Below are 15,857 nucleotides of genomic sequence, written 5' to 3'. Positions count from 1 at the left end.
CCGTAAACAAACATCACTGAAATCGCAAAACCGTTGTGTGGCGCGAAGCGCCACAAAGAGGACGCAGAGCGTCCAGAACTGCATGCCGGCGCAGGAGCTTCGGCACGATAGTCAACGCCGCCATGCTACTCAGCCGTGGCGGTTTTTTTTCAGGTTTTCAGAGCAGTGACAGCGGATAGCTCACGATCACACGGTTTTCGTCGAACTGATTAGTGCTGTAATCACGGCGCATGGTCGAGTTGCGCCACTTGAGCGACAGGCTTTTAAACGCACCACTTTGAAACACATAAGCCAGCTCGGTTTCCCGTGCCCACTCTTCGCCATCGGTGATAGCGCCGGTGTGCACGTTTTCGCCGCTGATGTAGCGGTTCATCAGGGTCAGGCCCGGCGCGCCGAGCGCAGCGAAGTCGTAATCGTGGCGCAACTGCCAGGATTTCTCTCTGGCATTGTCGAAGCTGGAATTGTAACTGTCGTTGGCCAGTGTGCCACCACTGGTGCCGTTGACGCGCATCCACGCGCTGTCGCCGCTGACCTTCTGCAGGCCCACGTAAAAGGTGTTGCCGCCGTGTCGTGCCGAGAGCAGGGCGGACCAGGTCTTGTTGTCCAGATCACCCGCCAGCGACTGGCCATCGTCCTTGCCCTGGAAATAGCCGAGGTTGGCCCCCAGCGTCCAGCTGCCCAGCGGCTGGCTGTGCAACAGGTTGAAATACTGCTGATGGTAGATGTCTTCAAGCTGGGCGTACCACACGCCGACCTGAGTGCGTTTTTCGTTGAACACATACTCGCCGCCGCCGAAGTTGAAGCGGTCGGAGGTGAACGCTGCGCGGCCGGTCATGGACATGTCTTGCATGCTCGCGTCGTTGCGCGGGCTGTTGGCGCGGAACTGGCCACCGTACACGGTTAGCCCGTCGATCTCCTTGGAGGTGATCTGCCCGCCCTGAAAGGTTTGCGGCAGCGAGCGGCCGTCATCGGAGCGCAGGATCGGCAACACCGGCATCCACTCGCCGACCTTCAATTCGGTTTTCGAGAAGCGTGCCTTGCCTGCCACGGCCAGGCGCCCGAAGTCGTCGGCCGGGCGTCCGTCACTGTGGATAGGCAGCAACTGTGTGCCGCCAGTGCCTTTGCCGCCGTCCAGCTTGAGCGAGTAAAGCCCCAGCGCATCCACACCAAAGCCTACGGTGCCCTGGGTAAAACCGGAGCGGGCGTCGAGGATGAAGTTCTGCGTCCATTCCTCGGCGTAATTCTGCGCGTTGGCCGGGTCGACGAAGTTGCGGTTGATGTAGAAGTTGCGTAGGTTCAGATTGACCTTGGCGTCTTCGACGAACCCGGCGGCGTGACTCAGAGCAGGGGCGAGGGTGGACGCGATGGCCGCAGAGAGGCCGCAAGCGATTTTGCAAGAGACGTTCGAGCGCATGGAGCAGACCTTTTTTGTAGTTATTGAGTCGTTGTAGCTGGCTGCGATAGTGAAATGCCGGGGCGCGGTGTGCAATTGTGAAACATCTGTTTCGGGCGATTACCGAACGTTAATGTACTGGTCCGAACATTTTGTGCAGGACGTTGCAAAAGCGTGTGCGATGCTCACTGATCTGTAGATACAGGCGGCGTACACAGCCTGAAACTTGAACAAGGAAGCCCGATGAGCCCTGCCAGCACGCCGTTGTCCGGCGTCAATCAACCGTTGAAAGGAATTGGTTTCATTCTTCTGGCGACCTTTCTGTTTGCCAGTCACGACACGCTGTCCAAATACCTGTCCGGTTTCTATCCGATCATTCTGGTGGTATGGGCGCGCTATCTGGTGCACACGTTGCTCATGGCCTGCATCTTCATGCCATCGGCGGGTCTGCGCGTACTGCGCACCAAGCGCCCCGGCTTGCAGGTACTGCGCGCGCTGGCCTTGCTGGGCACCAGTCTGTTGTTCACCAGCAGCCTGATGTTCATTCCTCAGGCAGAAGCCACGGCGGTCAACTTCCTCGCGCCGCTGCTGGTCACCGCGCTGTCGGTGCCGTTGCTGCATGAGCGCGTGACGCGTGGGCAATGGATTGCCGTGGTGGTCGGGTTTGTCGGGGTGATGATCATCATTCATCCGGGCGGCGAGTTGTTCACGCCGGCGATTCTGCTGCCGTTGTCGTCGGCCTTGTGCTTCGCGCTGTATCAACTGCTGACGCGGCTGGTCAGCCCGTTCGACAGCCCGACCACCAGCAACTTTTTCGCCGGGCTGTTCAACACGCTGTTGATGAGCGCGCTGGTGCCGTTTTTCTGGGAAGTACCGGCGCTCAAGCATTTGCCGTTTCTGCTCGCACTGGGTGCGTGCGGCATGTCTGCCCATCTGTTGCTGACCCAGGCCTTCCGCTTCGCCGCCCCGGCCATGCTCGCACCGTTCAGCTACTGCCAGATCGTCTTCGCCGGGCTGTTGGGGTTTCTGGTCTTCGATCACATGCCATCGCCCACCGCCCAGGCCGGCATCGCGATTATCTGCCTGAGTGGCCTGGCGGCGGCATGGCAACAGCGGCGCAACGGTGGGTAGCGATCAACCCACACAAAAAAGGCCCGATCACTGGGTGAGCGGGCCTTTGCGTTTTGCATCAGACAATCATTCGCTGAGCGTCGGCACCTTGCGTGGGGCCATGAAGTACAGCCAGATCAGCGCGATGAAGTACATCGCCGGGATCATGGTGAACAACACGTTGTAATTGTTGTTGGTGGCGGTCAGCACCGCACCGACGATCTGGGTCATGAACATGCCGCCGATGGCTGCGCACATACCGCCAAAGCCGAACACCGTGCTCATCATGTGCTTGGGCGTGTAATCCATCACCAGGCTCCAGATGTTCGCGGTCCAGGCCTGATGCGCGCCGACTGCCACAGAGATGGCCAGCACCGCGACCCACAAGCCGCTGGCGTTGGCGGCGAACACCACGCTGCAGATGGTGATGGCGAATATCAGCATCGACAGCAGACGCGCTTTGGTCGCCCGCATGCCGCGCCCGATCAGCCACGATGACAGGATGCCGCCACCCACGCTGCCGAAGTCGGCGGTCAGCCAGATAAGGATCAGCGGGATGCCCATTTGCGTCACGCTGATGCCCAGGTTGTATTGCTGATTGAGAAACGGCGGCAACCAGTACAGGTAGAACCAGAACACTGGCGCGGTGATCGCGTAAGCCAGCGCAAATGCCCAGGTGCCGCGCATCTTCAGAATGCCGGTGAAAGGCACCTTGACCGGCGCAGGCTCGACTTCCTGGTTGATGTAGTCCAGTTCGGTTTTGCTGACGGTCGGGTGCTCTTCAGGGTTGTAGTACTTCAAGCGCCACATGATTACCCAGATCAGCCCCAGCGAACCCATCGCCACGAACGCGGCCTGCCAGCCCCATACCGTGAGGATTACCGGCAGCAACGCTGGCGTCAGCATCGCACCGACGTTGGTGCCAGCGTTGAAGATGCCAGTCGCCACCGCACGCTCACCGGCCGGGAACCACAGGCGCGTGGTTTTCACGCAGGCCGGGTAGTTGGCCGCCTCGGTCAGGCCCAGAATGAAGCGGCAGACCATGAAGCCGACCGCAGACGTCGCCAGGCCATGTGCACCGGTCGCCAGGCTCCACAACAGCACGGCGAGGAAGAACGCGCGCTTGACGCCGACCTTGTCGATGAAGCGGCCCTGCAACACAAAACCGACGGCGTAGCCGACCTGAAACCAGAAGTTGATGTTGGCGTAGTCCATCGCCGTCCAGCTCATCTCCTTGGCCAGGATCGGCTGCATGACCCCGAGCGCCGCCCGGTCGATGTAGTTCAGCGTAGTGGCGAAGAACACCAGGGCAAGCATGCCCCAGCGGGTCTTGCCCACGGCAAGAGCGCCGCGAATCTTTTCGCCCATCCCGGCACGGGTAACAGGGTTGTTCTGGGTATTGAGCATGATGATCTAACCATCCGTTCCAGGACTGTGCTGCTGGCAACAGTCGGACTGAGAAGTCCACTCGATGCAGGCGTTGTGCAGGTAAAGTGAAGTCGTAGTACCGTGAATCGACTGGCCGATTGACTCAGGCTTTCATCGAGACGGTCCGTCGGGCCGACAATTTACAGGTTGGGCCGCGCAAGTGCGTTGGAATGTTTCAGGCGACGCGAACCTGAAGCGGGCTTTTGGCCTGTTCGGTTTGTCGGGCATGACGTCTGGTAGGACGGGCGGGCGAGCGGGTGAGCAAAGCGAGAAGGGTGCACATGAGCAATGTTCCTGTTTTTTTGATTGTTATGGGTTGCTGCTGATGAAGCATAAATGTCGTACGTTCGACTGCCGGGGCTATCCTGCAATGTGATGCTGATGGTGAGCATTACGCGATACAGCGTCAATTGAGTAAAACGGCTTTTGTTCGATAATCGAACGTAAAACTAACCGGTTCGTACACTTTATGTTGCTGTAGTATTTTGACAGGCAAATACTTTACTCGCACCTCTGAATAAGGCCGGGAAAGGCCGGAATGCGGTGCTGTCCAGTCGTGACCCGTACAGGTCGCGTTCATCCAGGAGCTGAAAAGCATGCAGCGTTCAATTGCCACCGTATCCTTGAGCGGTACTCTGCCCGAAAAGCTCGAAGCCATCGCCGCAGCCGGCTTTGACGGCGTCGAGATTTTCGAAAACGACTTGTTGTATTACGACGGTAGCCCACGCAACGTCAGGCAGCTATGCGCCGACCTGGGTATCGCCATCACGTTGTTCCAGCCATTCCGCGATTTTGAAGGCTGCCGTCGCGACCGATTGCAACGCAATGTGGACCGCGCCGAACGCAAATTCGACCTGATGCAGGAGCTGGGCACCGACCTGGTGCTGGTCTGCAGCAATGCGTCTGCCGACTCGGTGGGCGATGAAAACATTCTTCTTGATGACCTGAGTTTGCTGGCCGAGCGTGCTGGCGCCCGCAACCTGCGTGTCGGTTATGAAGCGCTGGCGTGGGGCAAGCACGTCAATACCTGGCAACAGGTCTGGAACCTGGTGCGTCAGGTTGATCATCCTGCGCTGGGTGTGTTGCTCGACAGCTTCCACACGCTGTCGCTCAAGGGCGATCCGAGCGCGATTGCGCAGATCCCCGGCGACAAGATCTTCTTCGTGCAGATGGCCGATGCGCCGATTCTGGCGATGGACGTGCTGGAATGGAGCCGCCATTTCCGCTGTTTCCCTGGGCAAGGCGAGTTCGACCTGGCCGGTTTCCTTGCGCCGATCCTGCGCAGCGGTTACACCGGCCCGTTGTCGCTGGAAGTGTTCAATGACGGCTTTCGTGCCGCCCCGACCCGCGCCAACGCAGCAGACGGTTTGCGTTCGTTGCTGTACCTGGAAGAAAAAACCCGCCAGTTGCTGGCGCGTGACGAGCCGGTGGCGGTTCCCGAGGTGCTGTTCAATCCGCCGCCTGCCAGCAGCTATAACGGTGTCGAGTTTCTTGAATTCGCAGTCGATGAGAGCCACTCGGCTCGCCTGTCAGGTTGGCTGCAGCGGCTCGGTTTCGCCAAACTGGGCCAGCACCGTTCCAAGGCTGTCAGCTTGTTGGGGCAGGGTGATATCAAGATTGTGCTCAACGCCGAGCCGTATTCGTTTGCCCACAGTTTTTTCGAGGCGCACGGGCCTTCGCTGTGCGCCACCGCCTTGCGCGTCGATGACGGCTATCAGTCGCTGGAGCGTGCGCGTGCGTTCAAGGGGCAGCCTTATCGCGGTCTGGTCGGCCCCAATGAGCGGGAGATTCCGTCGGTGCGTGCGCCGGACGGCAGCCTGATCTACCTGGTCGACAACGCTTCGCCGGGTTACTCGATCTACGACAGCGATTTTGTCGTCGACACCCAAGCAGTCGCCAAGGGCGGTTTGCAGCGTATCGACCACATGGCCATGGCGCTGCCCGCCGACAGCCTGGACAGCTGGGTGCTGTTCTACAAAAGCATTCTGGATTTCGAAGCTGATGACGAAGTGGTGCTGCCCGACCCTTACGGGCTGGTCAAAAGCCGAGCGCTGCGCAGTCGTTGCAGCACCGTGCGCCTGCCGCTGAATATTTCCGAGAACCGCAACACGGCCATTTCCCACGCGCTGTCGAGTTATCGCGGTTCCGGTGTGCACCACATCGCGTTCTCCTGCGAGGACATCTTTGCCGAGGTCAGCCGAGCCAAGGAAGCCGGTGTGCCGTTGCTGGACATCCCGCTCAATTACTACGATGACCTGGCCGCGCGCTTCGATTTCGACGAAGAGTTTCTCAGCGAACTGGCGTATTACAACGTGCTTTATGACCGTGATGCGCAGGGCGGCGAGCTGTTTCACGTCTACACCGATGCATTTGACGGGCGCTTCTTCTTCGAGATTCTGCAGCGCAAGAATGGCTATGTGGGCTACGGCGCCGCCAACGTGCCGGTGCGTCTGGCCGCAATGGCCAAGGCGCGCAACGTGGCGGCGCGTCAGGCACGTTTGTAGAAAACGCTTGATGCACGTGTTGCGAGGGTTCGCAGCCCTCGCAGCTTCCCTCTATTCCCGGTCAGCTTCATACTCCGCGCATTACCCGTGGTCATGAGCCAACAATGAAAAAAACGACTCCGCCGTTGCCGTTGAACCTGCCGCCATTGTGCCTAGAGGCCGCAAGAACAACCCGGAAAAAACCCGTGAAGACATCCTCAAGGCCGCTGTCGCCGAGTTTGTCGCGCACGGGCTGACGGGCGCGCGCGTCGATGCCATTGCCGAACGCACCAAGACCTCGAAACGGATGATCTATTACTACTTCGGCAGCAAGGAGCAGTTGTACGTCGAAGTGCTGGAAAAGCTCTACGGGGCGATTCGCAACACCGAAAGCGAGCTTAATCTCGGCGAGCTCGAGCCTGTGGAGGCGATCCATCGGGTGGTCGAGTTCACCTTCGATCACCACGACAGCAACGTCGATTTCGTGCGCATCGTGTGCATCGAAAACATTCATAACGGCGAGAACGTCAAACAGTCCGATACGATCCAGGCCAAGAGCCAGAACATCATCAGGGCGCTCGACGGCATCCTGCGTCGCGGTGAAGCCAACGGCCTGTTCCGTGACGGCGTTCATCCGGTGGACCTGCACCTGATGATCAGCTCGTTCTGCTTCTACCGGATCTCCAACCGCCACACGTTCAGTGAAATCTTCCAGATCGAGCTGTGGAGCGAGGAGGTCAAGCAGCGTCACAAGGCGATGATCTGCGACGCTGTGCTGCGTTACCTCAAGCGCTGAGGCTTACAGGGTGTGGAAGTGCGCCATCATCCGTTGCGCATCAGCGGACCGGCCACTGAACAGCTCGAACGCCTTGACCGCCTGAAACACCGCCATGGTGCTGCCATCCAGTGTGCGGCAACCCAGGGCGCGGGCATGCTTGAGCAGCTCGGTTTCCAGCGGGAAGTAAATGATTTCAGCCACCCACAGCGCGGGCCGCAGCAGCTCGACCGGCAACGGCGTGCCCGGCAGCTTGACCATGCCCACCGGCGTGGTATTGACCAGCCCGTCGGCTTCGGCCATTGCCGCAGGCAGGTCAAGACCGACCTGCGCGCGTCCGGCACCGAAATGCTCGTTGAGGTTGTCCACCAGGCCTTGCGCCCGCCGCGGTTCGACCTCGAACACGGTGAGGCGCTCGACGCCTGCGCTCATCAGCGCATGAGCCACGGCAGCGCCCGCACCACCTGCACCCATTTGCACCACATGCTGGCGTGGAGCCTTGTCCAGCCCGCGCTGGAAACCTTCGGCAAAACCCAGACAGTCGGTGTTGTGCCCGATGCGCTTTCCGTCCTTGAAGACCACGGTGTTGACCGCGCCGATGCCGCGCGCTTCGTCGGACAGTTCGTCCAGCAAGGGGATGACCGCCTGTTTGCAGGGAAAGGTGATATTCAGGCCGGTAAAGCCGCAGTTCTGCGCGCTTTCGACAAGCCAGGGCAGGGCGTTGATGTCCAGTTGCAACGCGTCGATATCGATCAGCCGGTACAGGTAGCGCAGGCCCTGTGCGTCGCCTTCGTGCTCATGCATGGCGGGCGTTCGCGAAGCCTGGATGCCGGAGCCGATCAGGCCGGCGAGTACTGAGGTGTGTTCAGCATGGGTCATGAAAATATGTCTCTTGTTTTTGTGACGCTGCCCGATATCGAGCAGGAGTTGAGCTGAATGTACCAGATGGTTAATAGTGCCGCAGGTAGCGGTCGATTGTCATGCAGCGATGTTGTGCGGTGATCGCCCGGATCAGCGATAATCCCCGGCCAGCCGCCTCAGGCAAACCAGAGTCCGAGCCCCAGCATGTCCGAGTCCGTTTTCAGTGCCGCACAGCAACAAGCCAGCACCTTGTACCTGCCGCCTGGCCCGTGGGCGACTGTGCTCGATTGCCTATGCGCGAAATTCACGGCCATCAGCCGTGAACAGTGGCTGGACCGTATCGCCCGTGACCGGGTGCTGGATGCTGACGGAAAAACCATTACGCCGCACATGGCCTATCGCGAAGGGCTGAAGATTCATTACTTTCGTGAAGTGCCCAATGAAACGCCGATCCCGGTGGTCGAGACCATTCTCTATGCCGACGAACACCTTGTCGTCGCCGACAAGCCACACTTTCTTCCCGTGACACCGGCTGGCGAATACGTCGAACAAACCTTGTTACGCCGCCTTATCCATCGCCTCGACAACCCCGATCTGGTGCCGCTGCACCGTATCGACCGGCACACCGCAGGGCTGGTGCTGTTTTCAGCCAACCGGCAGACGCGCTCGGCCTATCAGACACTGTTCCCTACCCGGCGTATCGACAAATGCTACGAAGCCATTGCGCCAGCGCTGCCTGAACTTGAGTTTCCGCGCCTGCACGAGAGCCGTCTGGTCGAGGGCGAGCCGTTTTTTCGCATGCAGGAAGGGCCGGGGGTCAGCAACACGCAGACGCGCATCGAAGTGCTGGAGCGGCACGGGCCATTATGGCGTTACGGGTTGCACCCGGTAACAGGCAAGAAGCATCAATTGCGCGTGCACATGGCGGCGCTGGGCGCTGCGATCTGTAACGATCCGTTCTACCCCGATGCCCTGAAGGATCCGCTGGACGACTATCGGCACCCATTGAAATTGCTCGCCAAAAGCCTGCGCTTCATCGATCCGCTCAGCGGCGAACCGCGTCAGTTCGAGAGCCTGCTCAAGCTGGACTGGTAAACCACAAGGCTGGAATGGCAGGCCCAAAAAAACCCGCACTTGGCGGGTTTTTTCGAATCAGTCACGCGACGTCCGGATTACAGATCCTTGACGGTACGTACCTGGTCCTTGTTGATGCGGGTCTGCTTGCCATCGAGCTGTTTGAACTCGTAGAAACCCGAATCCTGATCGTACTTGGGAGTATCGACGGCCTGGATTTCACGACCATCGTTCAGAGTGATCACAGTGGGCGATGCGCAACCGGCGAGGGAGGCGATGCTCAGTGCAAGCAGAAAGGCAGCGGGAAGGGTCCGTTGTTTCATTACTGTGTCTCCAGATGGATTCTTGATTACTGAACTCTCAGACGTATACGCCGTCTGCAAGTTCCGTATACACCGTGCGCAAGTTCAATAACCACTTACTTACGGTCATTTTCATTGATCCCTGCCAACAGACAGGGTGTGTTCAGGTTGGCCAGGCGTGGATCATCTGCTTCCAGCTGTACAGCGACTGGTTGCAGTGGCTCCATGGCCCGCCGCGGGCTGCGTTCGCCGGTCAGCCATGCGGCTTCCAGCGTTGCGGCACAAGCGACCGGGATCATACATAAAAGCGGCTGCCAGTGCTGACCTTCGCGCACCATGACGGGTCGCTGCGGATATTCACATGCTTTTTCGCGCATCGCCCGCAGCAATGGCTCATCGACAAGAGGCCCGTCGCAGGGCAGCACCAGCAACCACTGATGACGGGCACGCGGTAGTGCGGCGCGAATCCCGGCCAGGGGGCCGTTGAAGTCGGTGTCGTCATCCTTGACCACCTGATCGGCGTATTGAGCATAGCGCTCGATGTTGCGGTTGCAGGAAATGATCAGGTCGTCGGTCAGGGGCCGGGTCAGGGCGTGCAGATGCTCGATCAGCGCCTTGCCCTGCCACTCGATCAGGCCCTTGTCACGCCCGCCCATACGCTGCCCGCGGCCTCCGGCCAGCAGCAGGATAGAGCAGGGAGGCAGTGCAGCACGGACATTCATCAAACACTCGGCGGGCAGGCAAAAGGAGTGCTGTGATATAACACCGGCCTGTTTCCTTCACAACTGGATGAGGCCATGAAAGCCAAGGCTGACACACCTTTCGTACCCCTGAATATCGCCGTACTGACCGTCAGCGATACCCGCACCCGCGAAACCGACACCTCGGGGCAGATGTTCGTCGACCGCCTGACCGACGCCGGTCATGGCCTGATCGAACGCGTCCTGCTCAAGGATGATCTGTACAAAATCCGTGCTCAGGTCGCCACCTGGATTGCCGACGATCAGGTGCAGGTTGTGCTGATCACTGGCGGCACCGGCTTTACCGGCCGTGACAGCACTCCCGAAGCTGTGGCGTGCCTGCTGGACAAGCAGGTCGACGGGTTTGGCGAGCTGTTCCGGCAGATATCCGTGCCGGACATCGGCACCTCGACCATTCAGTCCCGCGCGCTGGCCGGTTTGTCCAATGGCACGCTGGTCTGCTGCCTGCCGGGTTCCACGAATGCCGTGCGTACCGCATGGGACGGGATTCTCGCCGAGCAGCTGGATTCGCGCTTCCGGCCCTGCAACTTCGTGCCGCACCTCAAGCAGGCCGAGCCCTGCGCGACCCGCGGTTGAGTGCTGATGAACAACGAGCCAAAAAACCTGTTGCCGGTTGAAGAGGCCATTGCCCGACTGCTGGCAATGGCCGAGGCCACGCAAATAACCGAACGCCAGCGCGTCTCGCTGGCCGATGCCGAAGGCCGCGTGCTGGCGGTGGATCTGGTTTCCACGCTGGACCTGCCGCCCTGGCCGAACAGCGCCATGGACGGTTACGCCTTGCGCCAGGCGGACTGGACCGGAGAGCCGCTGACCGTCAGCCAGCGCATTTTTGCCGGCCAGGCACCCGAGCCACTGGCTCCCGGCACCTGCGCGCGGATCTTCACCGGCGCACCGATGCCCGAGGGCGCTGATTGCGTCGAGATGCAGGAAAACGCCGATGTGCTGGCAGACCAGCGTGTGCGCTTCAGCGAGCCGCTGAGCGTCGGGCAGAACATTCGCCCGCAAGGCCAGGAAACCCGTGTCGGCGACAGCGTACTGGCAGCCGGCACGCGCCTGGGTCCTATCGAGCTGGGCCTGGCCGCTTCTTTGGGCCTCGCCGAGCTGGAGGTGATTCGTCGCGTGTGCGTGGCGGTGCTGTCCACCGGCGATGAATTGATCGAGCCCGGCCAGCCACTGGGGCCGGGGCAGATCTACAACAGCAATCGGGTGTTGCTGTGCAGTTGGCTGAAGCGATTGCACTGTGAAGTGGTGGACGCGGGCATTCTGCCGGACGACCTGCAACAGACCCGCGCTGCGCTGGCGAGCCTGCACGATGTCGATCTGATCCTTTCAACCGGTGGCGTCTCGGTCGGTGAAGCGGATTTTCTCGGCCACGCCTTGCGCGAAGAAGGCGAACTGACGCTGTGGAAGCTGGCGATAAAACCTGGCAAGCCGCTGACCTTCGGGCATTTCCGTGGTGTGCCGGTGATTGGCCTGCCGGGTAACCCGGCCTCGACGCTGGTCACGTTCGCCTTGCTGGCGCGCGCTTACCTGCTGCGTCGTCAGGGGGTGATGGATGTCGCGCCGATGCAGTTTCCGGTGCCCGCGGGGTTTGTCTGGACGCGTCCTGGCAACCGTCGCGAGTACCTGCGCGGTCGCCTGGAACAGAGCCGGGCCGTGGTCTATCGCAACCAGAGTTCCGGCGTGTTGCGCAGCGCTGCGTGGGCTGATGGTCTGATTGAAGTGCGTGAGGGCACGACAGTGGCCGAGGGCGACTGGGTGAGCTTCATCCCGTTGAGTGAAGTGCTCGGCTGAGTGTATTCAAATGGTGGGCACGATGCACATGAGCTACCCTCAACAACGCTGACAAAGTGGGCAACCGGACTTCGCCCTGGAGTATTGTTATGGCGTCATTGAGAGTGGCTTGTGTCATCCCGACCTACAACGGCCGCAAGGACCTGGAGCGGCTGCTGGATTCACTGGCCACGCAGACGGCGAGCTTCGACACGCTGATCGTGGATTCCAGTTCTTCGGACGGCACGCTGGAACTGGCGCAAGCCCGCTGCGCCAATGTGCTGCGCATCGACAGCAAGGATTTCAACCACGGCGGCACCCGGCAGATGATGGTCGATGTGCACCCGGACTACGACTTCTACGTTTACATGACCCAGGACGCCTACGTCGAAGACATCGACGCCATCGCCAACATTCTGCTGTCCTTCGCTGACCCGAAAGTCGGTGCTGTGTGTGGCCGTCAATTGCCGCACAAGAACGCCAACCTGCTGGCCCAGCATGCACGGCTGTTCAACTACCCGCCGACTTCGCAGATCAAGACCCTGGCAGACGCTGGCACCCTGGGCATCAAGACGCCGTTCATGTCCAATTCCTTCGCGGCCTATCGTGGCGAAGCGTTGCGGGCGATCGGTGGCTTTCCTCGGCATGTGATCCTCTCCGAAGACATGTACGTCACGGCGAAAATGCTCATCGATGGCTGGAAAGTGGCCTACGAAGGCTCCGCTGTGTGCCGTCATTCCCACAACTACAGTTTGCGCGAAGAGTTCTGCCGCTATTTCGATATCGGCGTGTTTCAGTCCCGAGAAGCGTGGATCTACGAGACGTTCGGCGGGATTGGTGGCGAGGGCATGCGCTACGTGAAGTCCGAGCTGAAATTCCTCGGCCCGCGGCGCCTCCTCTGGTGGCCCATGTCGTTTGTGCGCAATGCGCTGAAACTGCTGGCCTACAAGCTGAGCAAGCAGGAGAAACGCTTGCCCCGTGGCTTGAAGAAAAAACTCGGGATGTACAAGCGCTACTGGGACAGCCCTTACGCGTGAAGCGGGCCAATGCACCGGGCGGCCAAGTGGCCCGGTGCGCTGGCCAATCAGCCTTTGGCCGCTTCTTCGTCCAGACGGTCCGCTTCGAACAACTGCGCAAGGTCGGCCCGTGCTTCGCGGGCGGTCTGCAGCACCTTGGCATCGTCGTCATACACCTCGTGCTGGGCAGCGAGCACCTGTTCGTCATGACGTTTGAAGCGGCTGATGCGCGCGTCGGCCTGCACCTCGGTCAGGCCCAGGCCCATCAAGGTCTGACGGCTCATTTCCAGGCTTGAATAGAACGTCTCGCGCACGGCATGCGCGCCGATGTCCATCAGCCGGTGAACGTGCTGGCGGTTACGTGCGCGGGCGATGATCTTCATGTGCGGATACAGCTTGCGGATCAACTCGGCAGTCTTGATGTTGGTGTCCGGATCATCCGTCGCGATGACAAAATATTCCGCTTCATTGACCTTGGCGGCACGCAGTATTTCCGGGCGCAGCGGGTCGCCATAGAACACGGGTACGTTGCCGAAACTACGCGAAAACTCAATCGACTCCACGGCGGTATCCAGGGCGATGAACGGGATTTTCTGCGCCCGCAGGATCCGCGCGACGATTTGCCCCATACGACCCATGCCGGCAATCACTACTCGGGGTTTGTCGGTCTGAATGTCGCGGTACTCGTCCGGCACATTCACCACCTTGGCCTTGGGTTTGATCCAGCGTGCCAGCGCAATGAACAGCAACGGGGTAATGGCCATCGACAAGGTGATGGTCAGCACCAGCATGTCGTACAGCCCGGCCTCGAACAGCCCCTGCGTGCTGCCGATCTTGAACACCACAAAGGCAAATTCGCCACCTGCGGCCAGCACCAGGCCCAACTGCAATGCGCTGCGGTTGTTGAGGCCGCCCGCGGTGCGACCGATGATAAACAGCATCGGCAGCTTGATGGCGATCAGCAGCAAGGTCAGGCCCAGCACCACCAGCGGCGAACTGAGCAGCAGGCCGACATTGGCGCCCATGCCGACGCTGATGAAGAACAGCCCCAGCAGCAGGCCCTTGAACGGCTCGATCTGGGCTTCCAGTTCGTGGCGGTATTCGGAATCGGCCAGCAACAGGCCCGCGAGAAACGCGCCGAGCGCCATCGACACACCGACCAGCTCCATCAGCCACGCCGTACCGATTACCACGAGCAAGGCGGTGGCAGTCGAGACTTCCTGGATTTTGGTCTTGGCGACAATCCGGAACACCGGGCGCAGCAGGTAACGCCCGCCGATCACCACGATGGCAATACTGCCCAGCACGCGCAGGCCATGATTCACGCTTTCCCCCGTGTTCATGGCGTGATCGGCCCCGGCCAGGAACGGCACCATGGCAATCAGTGGAATCGCGGCAATGTCCTGAAACAGTAGAATCGCGAACGCCATCCGCCCATGCGGGCTGTTCAACTGCTTGCGCTCTGCCAGGCTTTGCAGGCCGAAAGCGGTGGACGACAGCGCCAGGCCCAGGCCGAGAATGACCGCCGTATTCAGCGACTGGCCGAAGGCAAACAGCGCGATTGCGCCGATCACCAGACCGGTCAGCATCACTTGCGCCATGCCCACGCCGAATACCGCTTTGCGCATCACCCACAAGCGCTTCGGCGACAGCTCAAGACCAATGATGAACAGCAGCAGTACCACGCCGAGTTCAGAAATATGGCTGACACTCTCCGTGTCGCCGATCAGCCCCAGCACCGAGGGGCCGATGATCACGCCCGCGAACAAATAACCGATGACAGCCCCCAGCTTCAGGCGCTTGGCCAGCGGGACGGTCAGCACCGCCGCGAGTAAGAACACCACCGCGGCCTGCAACAGGCTGCCTTCATGGGGCATGTAAAACTCCTTGGTAATAATTGAACACACTGTTGAAACAGGGCGCCATTAAAGCATGTGAGTTTTACACGGCAACGTTCATCGCGGCATGACAGTCATCAACGCGATTGATAAAGCGTCTGTGAGGGGTGCAGGCATGAGAGGGGAAGGGCAGCCTGACGATGCGAATCGCCGCGCATCGGCGTAAGCTATGCGCGCAAACAGGCAGCGCCAACTGCCCGTCATGAGCTTTCAGGAAATCGTTATGACCAACAAACAGCGTTTGATTTACTCGCTTCTGATCGCCCTCGGCGTTCTGGCGATCATGCTCGGCCTGTCGCATCTGCAGAACAGCGGCACCATCACTGAAAAGACCTTTCAGTACATTGCCATCAGCGTGGCCGTGCTGGTCGTGATACTCAACGGGATCATGCGTCGCAAGGTCAAGCGCTAGGCGCTCTGCTTGCAACGCTCAGGCGCGCAACTCACTGCGCTTGATGTTTCGCTTCGCCGAGCCACTCACGGGCGCGAGGGTGCAGGCTGTAGGTCTTGTCGTCATTGAGGTTGATCACGCCTTCATCGCACAGGCGCTTGAGTACCTCGCGCACGCTCAGAAACGACAGCGGCACATCCAGCCTCAACAGCTGGCTGTGCACGCCGCGCACGCCCAATGGCTGACCTTCGTCGCTCGACACCAGCAGCGCGTCCAGCACCTTGAGCCGGACCAGGCTGGTGCGCAGGCCAAAACTCTTCAGCAGCAGCCGGATGTGTTCGTTGCCGGGCCGCTCGGTGTCCAGAGCGGGCGACTGTGCCTGCGCAGCCAGCGCCGTCTGCCGCAGCAGGGTGCGAGTCGTGATTCCTTGGCGATTGAACATCCACAAACTCCTTTTCAGGCTTTTAAGCACATCATGCTTTTTAAATAACCGTGCATTTTAAATAATCTCAGTACTAAGACGAACGAGCGCCGCAAAACCTCAGTCATGGATGAAAAAAAACGGAAATTTCCCACGCACACGGGTTCGCCG

Annotated in this window: 15 protein-coding genes; 8 read left to right on the top strand and 7 right to left on the bottom strand. The window is 60.1% G+C overall.

The window, feature by feature from the left end:
• Positions 1–157: 157 nt before the first annotated feature.
• Positions 158–1,414, bottom strand: a complete 1,257-nt coding sequence (locus DW49_RS0127235) for an OprD family porin (protein ID WP_017683929.1) — start codon at positions 1,412–1,414, stop codon at positions 158–160.
• 222 nt (positions 1,415–1,636) lie between these two features.
• Between DW49_RS0127235 and DW49_RS0127230 the strand changes: the two genes are divergently transcribed.
• Entirely contained in the window at positions 1,637–2,524 is an 888-nt protein-coding gene (locus DW49_RS0127230; protein ID WP_005617444.1) for a DMT family transporter, read from the top strand.
• 66 nt (positions 2,525–2,590) lie between these two features.
• Here the strand turns inward: DW49_RS0127230 and DW49_RS0127225 are convergent, their stop codons facing one another.
• Entirely contained in the window at positions 2,591–3,910 is a 1,320-nt protein-coding gene (locus DW49_RS0127225) for an MFS transporter (protein ID WP_005617445.1), read from the bottom strand.
• A gap of 617 nt (positions 3,911–4,527) precedes the next feature.
• On the opposite strand from DW49_RS0127225, the gene quiC reads away from it, so the two are divergent.
• Together quiC and DW49_RS0127215 are read left to right on the top strand one after the other, a co-directional pair.
• On the top strand, positions 4,528–6,435 hold the full coding sequence (gene quiC / locus DW49_RS0127220; RefSeq protein ID WP_005617447.1) for a 3-dehydroshikimate dehydratase QuiC: 1,908 nt from the start codon (positions 4,528–4,530) through the stop codon (positions 6,433–6,435).
• 148 nt (positions 6,436–6,583) lie between these two features.
• On the top strand, positions 6,584–7,210 hold the full coding sequence (locus tag DW49_RS0127215) for a TetR/AcrR family transcriptional regulator (protein ID WP_005617449.1): 627 nt from the start codon (positions 6,584–6,586) through the stop codon (positions 7,208–7,210).
• Positions 7,211–7,213: 3 nt separating this feature from the next.
• On the opposite strand, the gene DW49_RS0127210 is transcribed toward DW49_RS0127215, so the two are convergent.
• A complete protein-coding gene (locus DW49_RS0127210; RefSeq protein ID WP_005617451.1) occupies positions 7,214–8,068 on the bottom strand; it encodes a shikimate dehydrogenase in 855 nt (284 codons plus the stop codon).
• A gap of 186 nt (positions 8,069–8,254) precedes the next feature.
• Between DW49_RS0127210 and DW49_RS0127205 the strand changes: the two genes are divergently transcribed.
• Positions 8,255–9,145, top strand: a complete 891-nt coding sequence (locus DW49_RS0127205) for a pseudouridine synthase (RefSeq protein ID WP_005617452.1) — start codon at positions 8,255–8,257, stop codon at positions 9,143–9,145.
• Positions 9,146–9,222: 77 nt separating this feature from the next.
• On the opposite strand, the gene DW49_RS0127200 is transcribed toward DW49_RS0127205, so the two are convergent.
• Together DW49_RS0127200 and mobA are read right to left on the bottom strand one after the other, a co-directional pair.
• Complete coding sequence (locus tag DW49_RS0127200) at positions 9,223–9,447, bottom strand: YgdI/YgdR family lipoprotein (RefSeq protein ID WP_003382439.1); 225 nt, start codon at positions 9,445–9,447, stop codon at positions 9,223–9,225.
• 95 nt (positions 9,448–9,542) lie between these two features.
• Positions 9,543–10,148 carry a molybdenum cofactor guanylyltransferase MobA gene (gene mobA, locus DW49_RS0127195; protein WP_017683931.1) on the bottom strand — a complete coding sequence of 202 codons (606 nt, stop codon included), beginning with the start codon at positions 10,146–10,148 and terminating at the stop codon, positions 9,543–9,545.
• A 75-nt stretch (positions 10,149–10,223) separates the two neighbouring features.
• Here mobA and moaB point away from each other — a divergent pair, with 75 nt between their 5' ends.
• From moaB to DW49_RS0127180, 3 genes are all read left to right on the top strand, one after another.
• A complete protein-coding gene (gene moaB / locus DW49_RS0127190; RefSeq protein ID WP_005617455.1) occupies positions 10,224–10,763 on the top strand; it encodes a molybdenum cofactor biosynthesis protein B in 540 nt (179 codons plus the stop codon).
• A gap of 6 nt (positions 10,764–10,769) precedes the next feature.
• Positions 10,770–11,981, top strand: a complete 1,212-nt coding sequence (locus DW49_RS0127185; protein WP_024419801.1) for a molybdopterin molybdotransferase MoeA — start codon at positions 10,770–10,772, stop codon at positions 11,979–11,981.
• Positions 11,982–12,070: 89 nt separating this feature from the next.
• On the top strand, positions 12,071–12,997 hold the full coding sequence (locus DW49_RS0127180; protein WP_005617459.1) for a glycosyltransferase family 2 protein: 927 nt from the start codon (positions 12,071–12,073) through the stop codon (positions 12,995–12,997).
• A 47-nt stretch (positions 12,998–13,044) separates the two neighbouring features.
• On the opposite strand, the gene DW49_RS0127175 is transcribed toward DW49_RS0127180, so the two are convergent.
• Positions 13,045–14,853, bottom strand: coding sequence for a monovalent cation:proton antiporter-2 (CPA2) family protein (locus DW49_RS0127175; RefSeq protein WP_005617461.1), 1,809 nt, complete (start codon positions 14,851–14,853; stop codon positions 13,045–13,047).
• Positions 14,854–15,097: 244 nt separating this feature from the next.
• On the opposite strand from DW49_RS0127175, the gene DW49_RS0127170 reads away from it, so the two are divergent.
• Positions 15,098–15,286 (top strand): hypothetical protein, encoded by a 189-nt coding sequence (locus DW49_RS0127170; protein WP_024419800.1) that lies wholly within the window; start codon positions 15,098–15,100, stop codon positions 15,284–15,286.
• 31 nt (positions 15,287–15,317) lie between these two features.
• Here DW49_RS0127170 and DW49_RS0127165 read toward each other — a convergent pair whose 3' ends face one another.
• Entirely contained in the window at positions 15,318–15,707 is a 390-nt protein-coding gene (locus DW49_RS0127165; RefSeq protein WP_005617465.1) for a hypothetical protein, read from the bottom strand.
• Positions 15,708–15,857: the final 150 nt, after the last annotated feature.

The sequence above is a fragment of the Pseudomonas avellanae BPIC 631 genome (assembly GCF_000444135.1).
Lineage (GTDB): Bacteria > Pseudomonadota > Gammaproteobacteria > Pseudomonadales > Pseudomonadaceae > Aquipseudomonas > Aquipseudomonas avellanae.
Note: the sequence above shows the minus strand (reverse complement) of the source record. Positions and strands in the feature narration are given on the sequence as shown.

Excerpts from the sequence above, each read along its gene's own strand:
- DW49_RS0127235 (WP_017683929.1), bottom strand. The coding sequence starts at position 1,414 with ATGCGCTCGAACGTCTCTTGCAAAATCGCTTGCGGCCTCTCTGCGGCC.
- DW49_RS0127230 (WP_005617444.1), top strand. The coding sequence starts at position 1,637 with ATGAGCCCTGCCAGCACGCCGTTGTCCGGCGTCAATCAACCGTTGAAA.
- DW49_RS0127225 (WP_005617445.1), bottom strand. The coding sequence starts at position 3,910 with ATGCTCAATACCCAGAACAACCCTGTTACCCGTGCCGGGATGGGCGAA.
- quiC (WP_005617447.1), top strand. The coding sequence starts at position 4,528 with ATGCAGCGTTCAATTGCCACCGTATCCTTGAGCGGTACTCTGCCCGAA.
- DW49_RS0127210 (WP_005617451.1), bottom strand. The coding sequence starts at position 8,068 with ATGACCCATGCTGAACACACCTCAGTACTCGCCGGCCTGATCGGCTCC.
- DW49_RS0127205 (WP_005617452.1), top strand. The coding sequence starts at position 8,255 with ATGTCCGAGTCCGTTTTCAGTGCCGCACAGCAACAAGCCAGCACCTTG.
- DW49_RS0127200 (WP_003382439.1), bottom strand. The coding sequence starts at position 9,447 with ATGAAACAACGGACCCTTCCCGCTGCCTTTCTGCTTGCACTGAGCATC.
- mobA (WP_017683931.1), bottom strand. The coding sequence starts at position 10,148 with ATGAATGTCCGTGCTGCACTGCCTCCCTGCTCTATCCTGCTGCTGGCC.
- moaB (WP_005617455.1), top strand. The coding sequence starts at position 10,224 with ATGAAAGCCAAGGCTGACACACCTTTCGTACCCCTGAATATCGCCGTA.
- DW49_RS0127185 (WP_024419801.1), top strand. The coding sequence starts at position 10,770 with ATGAACAACGAGCCAAAAAACCTGTTGCCGGTTGAAGAGGCCATTGCC.
- DW49_RS0127180 (WP_005617459.1), top strand. The coding sequence starts at position 12,071 with ATGGCGTCATTGAGAGTGGCTTGTGTCATCCCGACCTACAACGGCCGC.
- DW49_RS0127175 (WP_005617461.1), bottom strand. The coding sequence starts at position 14,853 with ATGCCCCATGAAGGCAGCCTGTTGCAGGCCGCGGTGGTGTTCTTACTC.
- DW49_RS0127170 (WP_024419800.1), top strand. The coding sequence starts at position 15,098 with ATGACCAACAAACAGCGTTTGATTTACTCGCTTCTGATCGCCCTCGGC.
- DW49_RS0127165 (WP_005617465.1), bottom strand. The coding sequence starts at position 15,707 with ATGTTCAATCGCCAAGGAATCACGACTCGCACCCTGCTGCGGCAGACG.